This is a genomic window from Mesorhizobium sp. M0189, assembly GCF_040322135.1.
Classification (GTDB): domain Bacteria; phylum Pseudomonadota; class Alphaproteobacteria; order Rhizobiales; family Rhizobiaceae; genus Mesorhizobium.
In genome coordinates, this window is sequence record NZ_JAMYSW010000003.1 from 380844 (window position 1) to 395459 (window position 14616).

Sequence of the window (14616 nt, forward strand, 5' to 3'; positions counted from 1 at the left end):
TAGGATCGACGCCGAACTCCGCCAGCTTGCATCAGCCTGTGGCCGGCCGTGAAGCGGTTCGAAGGCCCTATCCGACTTGAGCTGGAAGTCAGTTAAGGTAATCTCTCCTGGGAGAAAGAGGAGGGTGATCCAATGTGGATGCGCACTGATCTTCTGGAACTCCTCGGCATTGAACACCCGATAATCCAGGCGCCGATGAGCGGCATCACCACGCCGGAACTCGCGGCGGCAGTCAGCAATGCCGGGGCGCTTGGCTCGCTCGGATGCGGCATTCTGCCTGCGGCGGCTATCCGCGAGCAGCTCACGGCGACACAGCACGCCACCAATCGTCCGATCAACGTCAACTTCTTTGCGCACCCGGCGCCGGCACGCGATGATGCGGCAGCTCAAAGTATGCGAGACCGCCTTCGCGGCTGCTATGAGGAGGTCGGCCTCGGACCGGTGCCCGAGCCGGGCGAACCCTTCCCCACCTTCGATCGTGAGCGTCTCGAAATTGTGCTCGAGCTTCGCCCGAAGGTGGTCAGCTTCCACTTCGGCCTACCCGACACCGCAATTGTGCAGCAGTTGAAAGCCGGCGGCTGTATTGTCCTGTGTTCGGCTACCACCGTCTCGGAAGCGCGCCAGCTTGAGGCAGGAGGGGTGGACGCCATTATCGCGCAGGGATACGAGGCGGGTGGGCATCGCGGCACATTCACTGGCGACCCTGCTATCGGCACAGCCGGCACTATGGCCCTCGTACCACAGATTGTTGATGCCGTGCGGGTGCCTGTAATTGCTGCCGGCGGTATCTTCGACGGTCGCGGCATTGCTGCCAGCTTTGCACTTGGTGCATCTGGTGTGCAGATCGGCACGGCTTTCCTGGCCTGTCCTGAAGCCAATGTGCAGCCAGTCTATCGCGTAGCATTGCGCTCGGCCAACGACGAGAGCACGTCGGTGACTCGCTGCTTCACTGGCCGCCCAGCGCGCGTGGTGCGCAACCGGTTTGTGATGGAAATGGCTGGTGAGGAAGATGCTGCGCTGGCGTTTCCGCTACAGGCGAGTCTGGTCATGCCGCTTTCAATGGCAAAGGATGAAAGCAAGCGGGCTGACTTCTTGCCTATTTGGGCCGGGCAGGGCGTTGCGAAGCTGCGGGAGATGCCGGCCGCCGCCCTTGTGGAGAAACTCGTCACGGAAGCAAGCGGCATAGATCGGGCCGATAGGGGAGTAGGGGAGTAGGGGAGTAGGGGAGTAGGGGAGTAGGGGAGTAGGGGAGTAGGGGATGTGTTCCAGAGTGCATCTACACCACTCACATACTGCCTTACTCCCCTATTCCCTTACTGGTCTCAAATGCCTTCGCCGGCAAGCTCTTCGGAAAGTGCGGCGACCTGGTCCTGGGCGCTGCGCATCATCGGATAGATGCCGAGAACGCGCTGCCAGGCCTCGAGCGCCGACTGCTTGTGGCCGGTTTCGGCCATGATCTGGGCCAGGCCGGAAAGCGCGCCGAAATGGCGTGGTTCGAGCTGCAGGGTACGGTCGATGTCCGACATCGACTTCCCGTAGTTCTTCATCATGAAATGAACCGTGGCGCGCCGGTTCCAGCCTTCCGCATAGGTCGGCTGCAGGGTTACCACCTGATCGAGGAAATCGAGCGCAACATCGAATTTCTGGTTTTCAGTCGCCTTTTGCGACCATTGCATCATGAGGTCGATCGAGGCACTGCCCGACTGGGACCACTCGCTGCCGATGCGCCCGGCGATGCGCTCGGCCGCCTTTTCGTTGCGTTCGCGCTTGAGATCGGCAAACAGCTGATCGAGCCGCGCCTGTTTCGTCATCACAACCGGAGGTGCTGTCGGCCGATTTGCTGTCGGATCTTCAGCCCACGCCGGCAGCGAGACAGCGCTGGAAACGAAGAAAGCCGTGAAAAATGCAAAAAGAATCCGCATCGCGGGAATCTAGCCCCCGACGCCGGATCGTCAAACTGAATTTAGCGTGAGAGGCGTATCATGCGCACGGAGGCACGCAGCCTCCGGTCAAAAACTCAACCCTGGCGCGCCTTGTAGCGCGGAGCGGTCTTGTTGATGATGTAGACGCGGCCCTTGCGACGAACCAGCTGGTTGTCGCGGTGACGCGCCTTCAACGCCTTGAGCGAATTCTTGATCTTCATGGTCTTGCCCGTCGGTCTGGGCCCGGTCCCGGGCCGAACTATTAAGGCGCGCCCACAGACGCGCCTTTGAACTGTGCGTGGCTCATAGACGAGGAGCCTTGCCCGTGTCAACCGCAAGCGCGTTGCCTAAACGATACGGACCGTTTCGTATCATCGAAATACCCGCCAACGGCGCCTTGCGGCATTGCGCGGGCTTGAGACGGCTGGAATGATGCGGTTGCGAATTGGAGATCATCATGCGCCGAATTCTTGTGTCCGCCTGTCTTGCCGTCCTTGCGGCAGGTTCTGTTGCCCATGCGCAGGAATGCGACCGCAACGACGACAGCCAGCAGATGATGAACATCTGCGCCGACGCGGACTACAAATCCGCCGACGCCAAACTCAACAAGGCCTACCAGGAGCTCATCAGCGCAAGCGATGCAAAAGCCAGGAAGCTGTTGCAGACGGCGCAGCGCGCGTGGATCGCCTTTCGCGACGCGGAATGCAGCTATTCCGCCGCGGACAGCGAAGGCGGCTCGATCTATCCGATGCTGATATCGGAATGCCTGACGCGGCTGACCGACGACCGCACCAAACAGCTCACCGCCGATTCGACCTGCGCGGAAGGCGATGTGAGCTGCGCCAGCCCCGACGAGGACGAGAGCGGCGACATCCAGTAAGCGTAGGTTCTAACTTTTGTTTGAGCATGATCGTTCCCGAAAACCGGATTCCACTTTTCGGGATCATGCTCTAGCTGCGGCGGCTCACGCGCGTGAAATGGCCCATCTTGCGGCCGGGCCGCGCCTCGGCCTTGCCATAGAGGTGCAGCATCAGATCGGGCTCGGCGAGAAGTTCAGGAACGCGCCGGATGTCGTCGCCGATCAGGTTTTCCATGACGCAGTCGAACTGCCGTGCGGGATTTCCCAGCGGCAGGCCGGCGACGGCGCGGATGTGCTGCTCGAATTGCGAGATGGTGCAGGCGGCCTCCGTCCAGTGACCGGAATTGTGGACGCGCGGCGCAATCTCGTTGGCCAGCAGCGAACCGTCGGCCAGGACAAAGAATTCGACGCCGATGACGCCGACATAGTCGAGCGCTGCAAGTATCTCGGCCGCCGCCGTTTGAGCCGCAGCCGCCGTGTCGGACTTCACCCCGGCCGGCAGCGTCGAACTGTGAAGAATACCGTTGCGATGGACATTCCAGGCCGGATCGTAGGCGGCGAGCGAACCGTCGATGCCGCGCGCGGCGATCACCGAAATCTCGCGCTCGAAGGCGACGAATGATTCCAGGATCAACGGCACGTTGCCCATCGCCTCGCAAGTGCCGGCAAAGCCGCCTGTTTCCATGTTGCGGAAGACACGCTGGCCCTTGCCGTCATAGCCCATCCGGCGCGTCTTCAATATGCCGCTGCCGTTGAACTTTTTCAGCGCGGCCGTCAGTTCCTCGTCATTGTCGACGGGGCTGAAATCCGCGGTCGGTATGCCGATGCCGTTGAGGAATTTCTTTTCCGCCAGCCGGTCCTGAGCCACTTCCAGTGCGCGTGCCGGCGGATAGACCGGGACCGTGGTGGCAAGTGCCGCGGCGGCCGCAACCGGAACGTTCTCGAATTCGTAAGTAACGACGGCACTGGCCGCAGCCAACTCGCCGAGCGCGGCCGCGTCGTCATAGGCGGCGACGATCTGCCGGTTGGCGACCTGTGCCGCCGGGCAGTCCGGCTGCGGCTCCAGCACGACGATGCGGTAGCCGAGGCGGGCCGCGGCCATCGCCAGCATGCGGCCGAGCTGGCCGCCGCCAATGATGCCGATGGTCGATCCGGCGGGCCGGCTCACGGCGTGTCCGTCGGCTCGGCGGCCACCTTGGCGGTCTGCGCGGCGCGCCAGCTGTCCAGCCGGGCGGCAAGCTTTTCGTCGCTCAGCGCCAGCACCGCGGCGGCCAGAAGGGCGGCGTTGGCAGCGCCGGCCTTGCCGATGGCCAAAGTGCCGACCGGAATGCCGGCCGGCATCTGCACGATCGAAAGCAGCGAATCCTGGCCGGACAGCGTCTTCGATTCCACCGGCACGCCGAACACCGGCAGTGGCGTCATCGCTGCCGTCATGCCCGGCAGATGCGCCGCACCGCCGGCACCGGCGATGATCACCTTGTAGCCGGCGCCCTTGGCGCCCTTGGCGAAGTCATAGAGCCGGTCGGGAGTGCGGTGGGCCGAGACGATCAGCCGCTTGTGCGGAATGCCAAGCGCCTCAAGCGTTTCGGCGGCGTGGCGCATCGTCGCCCAGTCGGACTGGCTGCCCATGATGATGGCGACGTCGGCGCGGTGATTGTCCAAGCTTCTGCTCCCCGGCGGCAAACGCGCGCATTAGCGGAAATCGAGGGGAGCCGCAAGGATAGGAGCGTCCCGCACTCGGGCGAATGGCGCCATCGCTACCTAATCCGGCCAGCGCAAAGCCCCGGCAGACTGCTTGCGAGCGGACTTCATCGCATCCGCGGGCCGCTCAGCAGCGCTCAACACCGCCCGCAGGCGCTCGGCGACGATCTCCGCCTCGCCGGGGTGCAGATTGCACGGATCAAGGAAGAAGTGGCCGCGCTCGACCTCGTGGTTGCGAACGATAATGGGGGGCGAACCCGCCGCCAGTGCCGAGGCCAGCCCGGCGGCGGTGAACCGGCTTTCGGGCGCAACAAACACCTGCAGGCGCTCGAGAGGATTTCCGGTCGGATCGGGAATGATGTTTGCTGCGATGCCGGGCAGGCCCTGCAATGCGGTTTGCCACAGATGCAGTGCGGCTTCTTCCCGCTGGCGGATGCCGGCATGGTCGCGCCGTTCCCAGGCTTCCAGGGCCGCCATGGTGCCGGCAATGCTCTCCTTGCCGACCTTCATGGCGCGCGCAACGCCGCGGTTCTGGAGATAGGCGGCCCGCACCAGATCCTTGCGGCCGGCAACGATGCCGCTTGTCGGCCCTGAGAGAAATTTGTGCCCGCTATAGACGACAATGTCGGCGCCGCGCGCCAGAAAGCCGCGCAAATCGTATTCCGAGGCGGCGTCGACGATCACCGGCACGCCCTTGGCGTGGCAGATCTCGCAGAACTCTTCGAGCGAGAGCATGCCGTATTGCACGGTGTGGTGCGCGACGACGTAGAGGGCTGCCGCCGTCCGGTCCTGGATCGCCTCGCCTACATGATAGTCCTGCGTAACGCTGACCGTGCCGGCGGGCACTGCCTTGGCTCCGGCAAGCCGGATCGACTGGTCGATCGGCGCGCCATAATTGACGATGTGGCCAAGCTGGACGATGACCTCCGATTTGAGGCCCTCGGTGTCGTCCGGCAGCCGCTCGATCGCAAGAAGGCTGGTTCCGGTCATCGCGCCGGCAATCGCCATGGTTATGCCGCTGGCGCAGCATGCGGTGATAAAGCCGGCCTCGCCGCCGGTGAGGCGTGCAATCACCGTGCTTGCGGCGCGCTGCAGATCGTCCATCTCGACCCATTGCGAGGCGATTTCCGACATTGCGGCAATCGCTTCCGGCACGATGATCGAAGCGCCGAGCGCCGTCATCGTTCCGGAAACATTAATGATCGGGCGAAGGCCGAGCCGTTCGCGGATTGTCGTATTGGAACGGTCAGCGGCATAGGTCGTCATCTCTGTAGATCCTGTTTTCAGGCGGCGATCTCGACGACCGCCTCGATTTCAACTGTGATGTTGCCCGGCAGCGAGCCGACACCGATCGCGGAACGGGCGTGTCCGCCAAGCGTATCAAAGACGGCCGCGAAAAGATCGGAACAGCCATTCACCACCTTGGGGTGCTCGCTGAATGTCGGCGTTGCATTGACAAAGCCAAGCAGCTTGACGACGCGCACGATGCGGCCGAGGTCGCCGGCCGCGGCATGCATGACGGCGAGCAGGTTCAGGCCGGTGAGACGGGCATGCCCATAGGCCTCCTCCACGGAGACATCCTCGCCAACCTTGCCGGTGCAGAGCGCGCCATCAGCGCGCAACGGCCCCTGGCCGGAGAGGAAGATCAGCCGTCCGCTCTCGGCATAGGTGACGAAGTTGGCGATGGGCTTCGGCGGCTCGGGCAGCGTCAGGCCCAATTCCGCGAGCCGGATGTAAGGCGTCATAAAAGCTCCTTGCGACAGCTTTCGCCGTCCGGTGTCAAAAATGCGAGGCGCGAAACCGCGCCAGGAAGCTGCGAAGGCGTTCATTGTCGAAGTCCGCAGCCAGGATCTCGGCGGGAGGTCCGACGGCACTGACGCCGCCATCCGCCATGAAAACGATGCGGCTCGATGCATCGCGTGCAAAAGCCATCTCGTGCGTGACCATCAGCATCGTCATGCCGTCTTCGGCGAGGCTGCGTACGACCTCGAGCACCTCGCCAACCAGTTCGGGGTCGAGCGCCGAGGTTATTTCGTCGAGGAGCAGGATCTTCGGCTCCATCGCCACAGCGCGGGCGATGCCGACGCGCTGCTGCTGGCCGCCGGAAAGCTCGGCCGGCAGACTGTCGGCCTTGTGGGCGAGCCCGACCCGGCCGAGCCAGTGCTCGGCAATGGTGCGGGCCTCGGCATTGCTCTTGCCGCGCACCTTGCGCAGGCCGAGCATGATGTTGCCGGCCGCAGTCAAATGCGGAAACAGATTGAAGCTCTGGAACACCATTCCGGTCTCGGCGCGCATCGCCGCCAGGTCGCGCTCGCTGCGTCGCTGGCGTGTTCCCGCCTCGCGGTAGCCGACCTCTTTACCGTCGATACGGATCGAGCCGTTATCATAGCTCTCCAGGAAGTTGACGCAGCGCAGCAGCGTGGTCTTGCCGCTGCCGGATGGCCCGATGACTGTCACCACCTCGCCGCGTGTCACCTTGAGGCTTACAGAGCGCAGGACCTCGACCGATCCAAAGGCTTTGGAGACCTCGGAGATATCGAGAAGCGCCGGATTTGCGTGCGAGGCTTTGGACATCTTGTTATTCCCGGATGAAGGAGAAACGCCGCTCCAGCCGCCGGCTGGCCAAGGAGAGGGCGTAGTTGACAGCGAAGTAGACGAGCGCGCCGAGGAGGTAGAGCGGCATCGCCTCATAGGTGCGGCCGATGACCTGGTTGATCGCTTGCATCAGGTCGGTGATGCCGAGCAGCGAGACCAGCGCGCTGCCTTTCACCGCGTCGGTGACGCCGTTGATCCAGGGCGGCAGGAAGCGCCTGAACGCTTGCGGAAAAATGACGTAGGCCAGCCGCTGGCGGAAGGTCAGCCCGATCGCCATCGCCGCCTCGGACTGACCCTTGGGAATCGAGCCGACGGCGCCCCTGAGATACTCGACGACTTGTGCGGTCTTGAAGAGGGTGAGGGCGAGTACGGCCGCCCAAAAGGACTCAAGATGCAGTCCCACCGCGGGCAGGCCGTAATAGACGAAGAAGATCAGCACCAGGATCGGAATGCCGCGTATGGTGTCACTGAAGATGCGCACTGCCCAGCGCAGCGGAGCCGGACCATAGACGAGGCCGACACCCATCAGCACGCCGGCGATAAGCGATAACACTACGACCAGCAGCGACACCCACAAGGTTACGGCAAAGCCTTGGGCGAGGAACGGCAAGGCGTAGATGATCTGGCTCAGCATGTCAGCGCGCCGCCTTGAACCGGCGCTCGACCAGCCGCAGCGCGAAAAGCAGCGCGTAGCCGGTCAACAGGTACATCGCAGTCACCACCAGATAGACCTCGACAATGCGGAACGTGTTGAAGTTGATCCACTGGGCGCCATAGGTGAGCTCGGGTACCGAAATGACCGACGCCACCGACGTGTCCTTGAAGAGCGATATGAAAGTGTTGGAAAGCGCCGGCAGCGTTATGCGCAGCATCGTCGGCAGGCGCACATGGAGCAGCCTTTGCCATGGTGTCAGGCCGATTGCCTTGCCGGCGTCGAGCTGTCCGCGCGGCACCGCCTCGAGCCCCGAGCGAAATACCTCGACCAGATAGGCGCCGCTGTAGAGCGACAGCGTGGCAATGAACGAGGTTTGCGCGCTGTAGGCGATATCGACCACGGTCGGCAGGCCGTAGAAGACCAGGTAGACGAGCAGGATCAGCGGCACGTTGCGGATGAACTCGACATAGCCCGCGATGACGGTCCGCACCGCTCGCCCGGCCGACACGTACCAGACCGCCAGAAGCAGCCCGATGACGATGCCGATCGCGATGGAGATGACAGCCAGCTCAAGGCTGAGCAGCAGCCCCCCCCAGAGCTTGTCGAAATGCCGCCAGATCAGGTTGAAGTTGAGGGTATAGCCCATGCGTCCTGCTTAGTGCCGACAGTCCGGGAACGAGGCGGAAGGGCGCCGGAGGCATCCTTCCGCCTGATGGATCAGATAACCGGGAATCCAGGATGGCGGGCCGGCGGCTCCTGTCCGAAATAATCCTTGAACGCAGCGTCGTAGAGTGCCGTTTCATGGCCGAACATGGCGATGGTGAAGGTCTGGTTGACGAAGGTCAGCCAGTCGAGGTCGCCCTGCCGCAGTGCGGCACCATAAAGCATCGAGAACCAACTCTTGCCGGCATCGAAGTATTTGTCCGGATTGCGCGAGGCGAGCCAGCGGACCGTCGACAGATCGACGGCGGCGGCGTCGGATCGCTTCGATTCCAGTGCCTGCAGCACGTTGGCCTGCGTGTCTATCTGCATCACCTGCGCCTCCGGCAGGACGATGCGCACGTTTGCCTCGGCATCGACGTTTTGCAGGATGGAAATCCGGGTCGCCGAACCGGCGGCAAGCAGCTTGTCGAAGGTCTTATTCTCGGCGTTCGGAAGGGTCAGCAAGGCGATGCCTTCGACATAGTAGGGCCTGGAGAAGTGGATCAGCTGCGAGCGCTGGGCGGTCATGGTCATGAACTGGATGGTGATGTCGACCTTGTTGGTGGTCACGTTCGGAATGCGCTGAGCCGGATCCTGCATGACGAATTCGACTTTGGTCGGATCGTCGAAAAGCCCCTTGGCGAGAATGCGACCCATGGTTATGTCCATGCCCACCAGTTCGCCGGCATCGTTCTCGAAGTGCCAGGGCGCGTTGGTGCTGCCGGTGCCGACGATCACCTTGCCGCGCTCGAGAACGGTGCGCAGCAGGCTGTCAGGCGCTGCCTGGGCCGCAGCTTTCTGGACATCGACCGCAGTGGCGGCACTCATCACTCCGGCCGTTGCAAGCCCGGCCATTCCCAGTTTCAGAAATTCACGCCTCTTGGATGTGTCGTTCACGGCGACCTCCTTCGTGTTGTGTTCCCCGTTGGACCAGCAGCGCAGGCATCGGTTGCAACTGACGTCATTGTCCCTTACAAGGGACGCCTGTACTCTGTACAAGACAGATTAACATCAGGAATCGATAATGCAAGAAGGCAATGCCTTGGCCGCTCGACCGGACGCCGGTCTGGACGAAGACAAGAATTCGGGCTCGCGGGAGAAGGGCCTCAACCGGGTCCTCCAGATTCTGGAGTTTCTCCACGCGACCCAGCGCGCGATCGGCATTGGCGATCTTGCCAGAGGGGTGAACGCACCGCGGTCGACGACCTATACGCTGGTGCGCTCGCTGGTCGACGCAGGCCTGCTGGAGATGGCCGGAGACGGCAATCGGGTCTATTTTGGAAAGAAGCTCTATCTCTACGGAATGGACTATGTGCGGGGCAACGACCTGCTCAGGCGAGGGCGGCAGGAAGTCGACCATCTGTCACGCGAGTCCGGCGAGACCTCGGAGCTGTGCATGCTGCAAAGCGGCCGCTACACCATCGTCCATTCAAGCCCGGGAACCAGGCCATTCAGGATCAGCTCGGCGACGGGTCTGCAAATACCGCTTCCCTGGACAGCTTCCGGGCGGCTGCTCCTCGCCGGCTTCGACAGGGCAGCGATCGAGGATATGGTCTCGGAAGACGACCTCGTACTGCCGGACGGCCGCAGGTTGCAGCTCGACGATTTCATAGCCGATATCGCGGTGGCCAAGTCGGCCGGCTACTGCGTCACCTCCGGCCTTGTCGATGCCTACACGAAATGCCTGGCCGCGCCGGTCTTTTCGGCGCCGGGCAGGGTCGAGGCGACGATGTGCCTGGTGGTTCCCATCGATACCTCGACCGAAAAGACCGATGACCTGATAGAGCTGTTGCTCGAGCGCGCCGCGCGGCTTTCGATCGCGGCATAGGCCGCCTTTTCAGCAGGCCAGCGCCGGCGTCCATTCAAGCGATAATGTCTGGAATGATCTTGTCTTCCAGCGCCATCAGCCTGTCCTTCAGGAAAAGCTTCTTTTTCTTCATGCGCTGGATCTGCAGCGGGTCGCAATTCATGGCGATCATCGCATTGATGGCCGCGTCGAAATCGGCGTGTTCCTGCTTCAGCCGGGAATATTCGAGGCGGATATCTGCCTGTTCCTGATCGGACATTTTTACCGTCTGCACGTCTGCGGCGCCCAAACTATGGGCCTGATTGGGCGGGACCGGGGGTCTTCTTGCACCGGCGCGCAGCCCATACCACATTTCATATTGTCGTGGAATGCTACCACGCAGCATTCGACATCGGTGCGCGATGGTGGCACACTGTCATTATGCCGTCACAGAAGCGAGCCTGCGGTGGACGTGCCATGACGGCTGCAATCCGAGGAAACCATGAAAGGGAGAACCAATCATGTCTCTTGCATCCCATCTTGATGAGCTGCAGCGGAAACACGGCGACATCGAACGCGAAATCGACGATGCGATGACCCATCCGTCGGTAGACGACCTCGAAATCGTGAATCTCAAGCGGCGCAAGCTGGCGCTCAAGGACGAGATTGAAAAACTGAAGGCGAAACCGACGACGCACTGACGCCCATCCAGGACTAGCTGCGCCGCCTGGCGCGCGATTTCTTTCCGGTGGCATGTCTCTATGCTGCCGGAAACGCTTATGGATTTGCGGCAAGCTGCCGTCTTGTCATTTCCGATTTGCTAGGTCTGCGCGCCAGTCGCCATTGACAAGCCATCTTTGCTCCTCCACCTCATGCCCGGACCTTCAAGATTAAAGGCAGCCGGCATGACCGGATATTTTTCCTCACCCTTCCCGCGCCGCAGGTCGGTCGGTGTCGACGTCGGCGGCGTGATGGTCGGCGGCGGCGCCCCAGTCGTCGTCCAGTCGATGACCAACACCGACACGGCCGATGTCGACCAGACGGTGGCGCAAGTGGCGGCACTGCATCGCGCCGGCTCCGAGATCGTGCGCATAACGGTCGATCGCGACGAAAGCGCTGCCGCTGTGCCGGCCATCCGCGAGCGACTGGAGCGGCTCGGGATCGACGTGCCGCTGGTCGGCGATTTCCATTACATCGGCCACAAGCTCCTGGCCGATCATCCGGCCTGCGCTGAGGCCTTGGCCAAGTACCGCATCAACCCCGGCAATGTCGGTTTCAAGGACAAGAGGGATCGGCAGTTCGCGGCGATCGTCGAGATGGCGATCCGATACGACAAGCCGGTGCGCATCGGCGTCAACTGGGGTTCGCTCGACCAGGAGCTGCTGACCCGGCTGATGGATGACAACCAGGCCCAAGGCTTTCCGCTGACCGCGCAGGAAGTGACGCGCGAAGCGATCGTGCAGTCGGCGATCCTGTCGGCCGAAATGGCCGAAGAGATTGGCCTTGCGCGCGAGAAAATCATCCTCTCGGCCAAGGTCAGCGGCGTGCAGGATCTGATCGCCGTCTACACCGAGCTCGCCACCCGTTCCAACCATGCGCTGCACCTCGGCCTGACAGAGGCCGGCATGGGCTCGAAAGGCATTGTCGCATCATCGGCTGCGATGGGCATCCTGCTCCAGCAAGGCATCGGCGACACCATCCGCATCTCGCTGACGCCGGAGCCGAACGGCGACCGCACACGCGAAGTGCAGGTGTCGCAGGAGCTGTTGCAGACCATGGGCTTCCGGCAGTTCGTGCCGATCGTCGCCGCCTGCCCGGGCTGCGGCCGCACGACCTCGACCGTGTTCCAGGAGCTTGCCCAGAACATCCAGGCCGACCTGCGCAAGAACATGCCGGTGTGGCGCGAACAATATCCCGGCGTCGAGAACCTCAAGGTCGCGGTGATGGGTTGCATCGTCAACGGTCCGGGTGAATCCAAACATGCCGATATCGGCATTTCGCTGCCCGGAACCGGTGAGACGCCGACCGCCCCGGTGTTCGTCGACGGCAAGAAGGCGGCGACCCTGCGCGGCCCGTCGATCGCCGCGGATTTCGAGAAAATGGTTTCCGACTACATCGAACGGCGGTTTGGCCAACACGGCAAAGCCGCGGCGGAGTAGTTCGATGCGGCGTTTGCTTGGGGCGACGCTGGTTGTCATTTGCTGGCTGGGCTGGGCGACAGCCGTCCAGGCCGATCCGCCGCGGCCCGCCAAGCAGAAGCTGATCGATCGAGTTTGCGATCTTATCGAGACGCATGCCGACCAGAACGGCCTGCCCCGGGATTTCTTTGCCCGGCTGATCTGGAAGGAGAGTCGCTTCGATCCCAATGCGGTCAGCCCCGTCGGTGCGGAGGGTATCGCCCAATTCATGCCGGGTACCGCCAAGATGCGCGGGCTCGCCAATTCGTTCGATATCGAGCAGGCTATCCCGGCCTCGGCAAAATACCTCGCCGAAATGAAGACCGGCTTTGGCAATCTGGGCCTCGCCGCAGCCGCATACAATGCCGGCGAGAGCCGGGTGACGCGCTGGCTGAATTCCGGCGGCTTCTTGCCGATGGAGACCGAAAGCTACGTTTTGGACGTCATGGGCGAGCCGGCCGACAGGTTCACCGATGCCGCGTATGCCGGCGTCATCCGGCCGCTCGACAAGAAGGCGAGCTTCGCTGCCGCCTGCCGCACGCTGCCGGTGATCATGTCCAGAACCGTGCCGATGTCGTCGATCAACATCAAGCCATGGGGCGTGCAGGTGGCCGGCAATTTCCGCCGCGCCGCGGCGCTCAATCAGTGGAGCAATGTGAGACGGCGGTTTCCAGCCTTGCTCAGCGGTCGCAATCCGGTGGTCAGCCGGGTGCGCACACCGATCGGCAGGCGCGGCATCTATGCGGTGCGGATCGGCGCCGACACCAAAGCCAAGGCCGACGATATTTGCCAGAAGCTGCACAGCGTCGGCGGCGCATGCATTGTGGTGCGCAACCGGTAAAGCCATATGTCGGCGCGTTTCGCGCCATTGCTGCCCATCTCGCTCCCGCTGGGCGCTTCATCTTCGACACGCGATCACATTTTCCGTGAACCCTTAAGCAGAACCGTCAGGCAGGTCTTGCATCGTCGTTGATGCGGGGTAAGGTCCCCGCGATTTTTCGCGAAAGGGATCAGCATGGCCGACTTCAAGACACTGGACGACATCGGCAATATCAGCGGCAAGCGTGTGCTGGTGCGTGTCGACCTCAACGTTCCCGTCACTGAGGGCAAGGTCACCGACGCCACCCGCATCGAGCGCATTGTACCGACCATCGCCGAGCTGTCCGGCAAGGGCGCCAAGGTCATCCTGCTTGCACATTTCGGTCGTCCCAAAGATGGACCGGCGCCGGAATTCTCGCTCGAGCCGATCGCCAAGGCGACGGCGGACGTGCTCGGCCGCCCGGTTGGCTTTGCCACCGACTGCATCGGCGACAAGGCCGCGAGCGCCGTCGCCGCCATGGAAAGCGGCGATGTGCTGCTGCTCGAGAACACCCGCTTCTACAAAGCCGAGGAGAAGAACGACCCGGCCTTCACCGAAAAGCTCGCCGCCAACGGCGACATCTTCGTCAACGACGCCTTCTCCGCTGCGCACCGCGCCCATTCGTCGACGGAAGGGCTGGCGCACGTGCTGCCGGCCTTCGCCGGGCGCACCATGCAGGCCGAGCTCGATGCGCTGGAAAAGGGCCTCGGCAATCCCGTCCGCCCGGTTGTCGCCATTGTCGGCGGGGCCAAGGTCTCGACCAAGATCGACTTGTTGATGAACCTGGTGAAGAAGGTCGACGCGCTGGTCATCGGCGGCGGCATGGCCAACACGTTTCTCGCGGCACGCGGCACCGACGTCGGGAAATCCTTGTGCGAGCACGATCTCGCGACCACCGCCAAGCAGATCATGATCGAGGCGGCCGAGGCCGGCTGCGCCATCATCCTGCCCGCCGACGCCGTTGTCGCCAGGGAGTTCAAGGCCGGTGCCGCAAGCGAGACCGTCGCCATTGCAGACGTACCAGCCGACGGCATGATCCTCGATGTCGGCGCGAAAACCGTGAAAACCATTGCCGAATGGATCGACCGTGCCGCGACGTTGGTCTGGAACGGGCCGCTCGGCGCCTTCGAGATCGAGCCGTTCGACCATGCGACGGTGGCGACGGCCAGGCACGCGGCAGCGCGCACCAAGGCCGGCAGGCTGGTCTCGGTGGCCGGCGGCGGCGATACGGTGGCCGCCCTCAACCATGCCGGCGTCAGCGATGATTTCACCTATGTCTCGACGGCCGGCGGCGCTTTCCTCGAATGGATGGAAGGCAAGCCCTTGCCCGGCGTCGACGTCTTGAAGCGCTGAGCGCGGC

General features: G+C 63.0%; 18 protein-coding genes. 7 read left to right on the forward strand and 11 right to left on the reverse strand.

All coding sequences use genetic code 11. The features are described from left to right. Positions 1–132 precede the first annotated feature (132 nt). The gene (locus NKJ09_RS07590) at positions 133–1215 is read left to right on the forward strand and encodes an NAD(P)H-dependent flavin oxidoreductase (RefSeq protein ID WP_352494179.1); all 1083 of its coding nucleotides are present in this window, start codon (positions 133–135) and stop codon (positions 1213–1215) included. A 107-nt stretch (positions 1216–1322) separates the two neighbouring features. On the opposite strand, the gene NKJ09_RS07595 is transcribed toward NKJ09_RS07590, so the two are convergent. Further along, positions 1323–1922 carry a tetratricopeptide repeat protein gene (locus tag NKJ09_RS07595; protein ID WP_023720995.1) on the reverse strand — a complete coding sequence of 200 codons (600 nt, stop codon included), beginning with the start codon at positions 1920–1922 and terminating at the stop codon, positions 1323–1325. Positions 1923–2017: 95 nt separating this feature from the next. Next, positions 2018–2143, reverse strand: a complete 126-nt coding sequence (gene ykgO, locus NKJ09_RS07600; RefSeq protein WP_006327841.1) for a type B 50S ribosomal protein L36 — start codon at positions 2141–2143, stop codon at positions 2018–2020. Positions 2144–2379: 236 nt separating this feature from the next. Here ykgO and NKJ09_RS07605 point away from each other — a divergent pair, with 236 nt between their 5' ends. Further along, entirely contained in the window at positions 2380–2802 is a 423-nt protein-coding gene (locus NKJ09_RS07605; protein WP_023720994.1) for a lysozyme inhibitor LprI family protein, read from the forward strand. Between the two features lie 70 nt (positions 2803–2872). On the opposite strand, the gene NKJ09_RS07610 is transcribed toward NKJ09_RS07605, so the two are convergent. The 8 genes from NKJ09_RS07610 to NKJ09_RS07645 all read right to left on the reverse strand — a co-directional run bounded on the left by NKJ09_RS07610 (position 2873) and on the right by NKJ09_RS07645 (position 9331). Further along, on the reverse strand, positions 2873–3949 hold the full coding sequence (locus tag NKJ09_RS07610) for a 5-(carboxyamino)imidazole ribonucleotide synthase (RefSeq protein ID WP_352480890.1): 1077 nt from the start codon (positions 3947–3949) through the stop codon (positions 2873–2875). Further along, positions 3946–4443 (reverse strand): 5-(carboxyamino)imidazole ribonucleotide mutase, encoded by a 498-nt coding sequence (purE, locus tag NKJ09_RS07615; RefSeq protein ID WP_023720992.1) that lies wholly within the window; start codon positions 4441–4443, stop codon positions 3946–3948. The genes NKJ09_RS07610 and purE overlap by 4 nt, the downstream gene beginning before the upstream one ends. A gap of 99 nt (positions 4444–4542) precedes the next feature. After that, positions 4543–5748 carry an aminotransferase class V-fold PLP-dependent enzyme gene (locus tag NKJ09_RS07620; protein WP_352480888.1) on the reverse strand — a complete coding sequence of 402 codons (1206 nt, stop codon included), beginning with the start codon at positions 5746–5748 and terminating at the stop codon, positions 4543–4545. Positions 5749–5765: 17 nt separating this feature from the next. Beyond that, positions 5766–6227 (reverse strand): RidA family protein, encoded by a 462-nt coding sequence (locus NKJ09_RS07625; protein ID WP_023678474.1) that lies wholly within the window; start codon positions 6225–6227, stop codon positions 5766–5768. Between the two features lie 34 nt (positions 6228–6261). Beyond that, a complete protein-coding gene (locus NKJ09_RS07630; protein WP_023720990.1) occupies positions 6262–7056 on the reverse strand; it encodes an amino acid ABC transporter ATP-binding protein in 795 nt (264 codons plus the stop codon). 4 nt (positions 7057–7060) lie between these two features. Next, entirely contained in the window at positions 7061–7711 is a 651-nt protein-coding gene (locus NKJ09_RS07635; RefSeq protein WP_023720989.1) for an amino acid ABC transporter permease, read from the reverse strand. 1 nt (position 7712) lies between these two features. Then, positions 7713–8378: an amino acid ABC transporter permease gene (locus tag NKJ09_RS07640; RefSeq protein WP_023720988.1), complete on the reverse strand. Its 666-nt coding sequence runs from the start codon at positions 8376–8378 to the stop codon at positions 7713–7715. Between the two features lie 71 nt (positions 8379–8449). Further along, positions 8450–9331 (reverse strand): transporter substrate-binding protein, encoded by an 882-nt coding sequence (locus NKJ09_RS07645; RefSeq protein WP_031194546.1) that lies wholly within the window; start codon positions 9329–9331, stop codon positions 8450–8452. A gap of 127 nt (positions 9332–9458) precedes the next feature. Here NKJ09_RS07645 and NKJ09_RS07650 point away from each other — a divergent pair, with 127 nt between their 5' ends. Next, positions 9459–10262: an IclR family transcriptional regulator gene (locus tag NKJ09_RS07650; RefSeq protein WP_023720986.1), complete on the forward strand. Its 804-nt coding sequence runs from the start codon at positions 9459–9461 to the stop codon at positions 10260–10262. A 34-nt stretch (positions 10263–10296) separates the two neighbouring features. Here NKJ09_RS07650 and NKJ09_RS07655 read toward each other — a convergent pair whose 3' ends face one another. Next, positions 10297–10500: a YdcH family protein gene (locus tag NKJ09_RS07655; RefSeq protein WP_023678480.1), complete on the reverse strand. Its 204-nt coding sequence runs from the start codon at positions 10498–10500 to the stop codon at positions 10297–10299. A gap of 241 nt (positions 10501–10741) precedes the next feature. Between NKJ09_RS07655 and NKJ09_RS07660 the strand changes: the two genes are divergently transcribed. The 4 genes from NKJ09_RS07660 (at position 10742) to NKJ09_RS07675 (ending at position 14609) form a co-directional block, all read left to right on the forward strand. Beyond that, positions 10742–10921: a YdcH family protein gene (locus tag NKJ09_RS07660; RefSeq protein WP_023678481.1), complete on the forward strand. Its 180-nt coding sequence runs from the start codon at positions 10742–10744 to the stop codon at positions 10919–10921. A gap of 204 nt (positions 10922–11125) precedes the next feature. Beyond that, positions 11126–12379: a flavodoxin-dependent (E)-4-hydroxy-3-methylbut-2-enyl-diphosphate synthase gene (gene ispG / locus NKJ09_RS07665; RefSeq protein ID WP_352480886.1), complete on the forward strand. Its 1254-nt coding sequence runs from the start codon at positions 11126–11128 to the stop codon at positions 12377–12379. A gap of 4 nt (positions 12380–12383) precedes the next feature. Beyond that, positions 12384–13238 (forward strand): lytic transglycosylase domain-containing protein, encoded by an 855-nt coding sequence (locus NKJ09_RS07670; RefSeq protein WP_352494180.1) that lies wholly within the window; start codon positions 12384–12386, stop codon positions 13236–13238. A gap of 174 nt (positions 13239–13412) precedes the next feature. Continuing rightward, positions 13413–14609: a phosphoglycerate kinase gene (locus NKJ09_RS07675; RefSeq protein ID WP_023720983.1), complete on the forward strand. Its 1197-nt coding sequence runs from the start codon at positions 13413–13415 to the stop codon at positions 14607–14609. The last annotated feature ends 7 nt before the right edge of the window (positions 14610–14616 follow it).

Excerpts from the sequence above, each read along its gene's own strand:
- NKJ09_RS07595 (WP_023720995.1), bottom strand. The coding sequence starts at position 1,922 with ATGCGGATTCTTTTTGCATTTTTCACGGCTTTCTTCGTTTCCAGCGCT.
- NKJ09_RS07640 (WP_023720988.1), bottom strand. The coding sequence starts at position 8,378 with ATGGGCTATACCCTCAACTTCAACCTGATCTGGCGGCATTTCGACAAG.
- NKJ09_RS07635 (WP_023720989.1), bottom strand. The coding sequence starts at position 7,711 with ATGCTGAGCCAGATCATCTACGCCTTGCCGTTCCTCGCCCAAGGCTTT.
- NKJ09_RS07590 (WP_352494179.1), top strand. The coding sequence starts at position 133 with ATGTGGATGCGCACTGATCTTCTGGAACTCCTCGGCATTGAACACCCG.
- NKJ09_RS07605 (WP_023720994.1), top strand. The coding sequence starts at position 2,380 with ATGCGCCGAATTCTTGTGTCCGCCTGTCTTGCCGTCCTTGCGGCAGGT.
- NKJ09_RS07660 (WP_023678481.1), top strand. The coding sequence starts at position 10,742 with ATGTCTCTTGCATCCCATCTTGATGAGCTGCAGCGGAAACACGGCGAC.
- NKJ09_RS07655 (WP_023678480.1), bottom strand. The coding sequence starts at position 10,500 with ATGTCCGATCAGGAACAGGCAGATATCCGCCTCGAATATTCCCGGCTG.
- NKJ09_RS07620 (WP_352480888.1), bottom strand. The coding sequence starts at position 5,748 with ATGACGACCTATGCCGCTGACCGTTCCAATACGACAATCCGCGAACGG.
- ykgO (WP_006327841.1), bottom strand. The coding sequence starts at position 2,143 with ATGAAGATCAAGAATTCGCTCAAGGCGTTGAAGGCGCGTCACCGCGAC.
- NKJ09_RS07650 (WP_023720986.1), top strand. The coding sequence starts at position 9,459 with ATGCAAGAAGGCAATGCCTTGGCCGCTCGACCGGACGCCGGTCTGGAC.
- ispG (WP_352480886.1), top strand. The coding sequence starts at position 11,126 with ATGACCGGATATTTTTCCTCACCCTTCCCGCGCCGCAGGTCGGTCGGT.
- NKJ09_RS07625 (WP_023678474.1), bottom strand. The coding sequence starts at position 6,227 with ATGACGCCTTACATCCGGCTCGCGGAATTGGGCCTGACGCTGCCCGAG.
- NKJ09_RS07630 (WP_023720990.1), bottom strand. The coding sequence starts at position 7,056 with ATGTCCAAAGCCTCGCACGCAAATCCGGCGCTTCTCGATATCTCCGAG.
- NKJ09_RS07675 (WP_023720983.1), top strand. The coding sequence starts at position 13,413 with ATGGCCGACTTCAAGACACTGGACGACATCGGCAATATCAGCGGCAAG.
- NKJ09_RS07670 (WP_352494180.1), top strand. The coding sequence starts at position 12,384 with ATGCGGCGTTTGCTTGGGGCGACGCTGGTTGTCATTTGCTGGCTGGGC.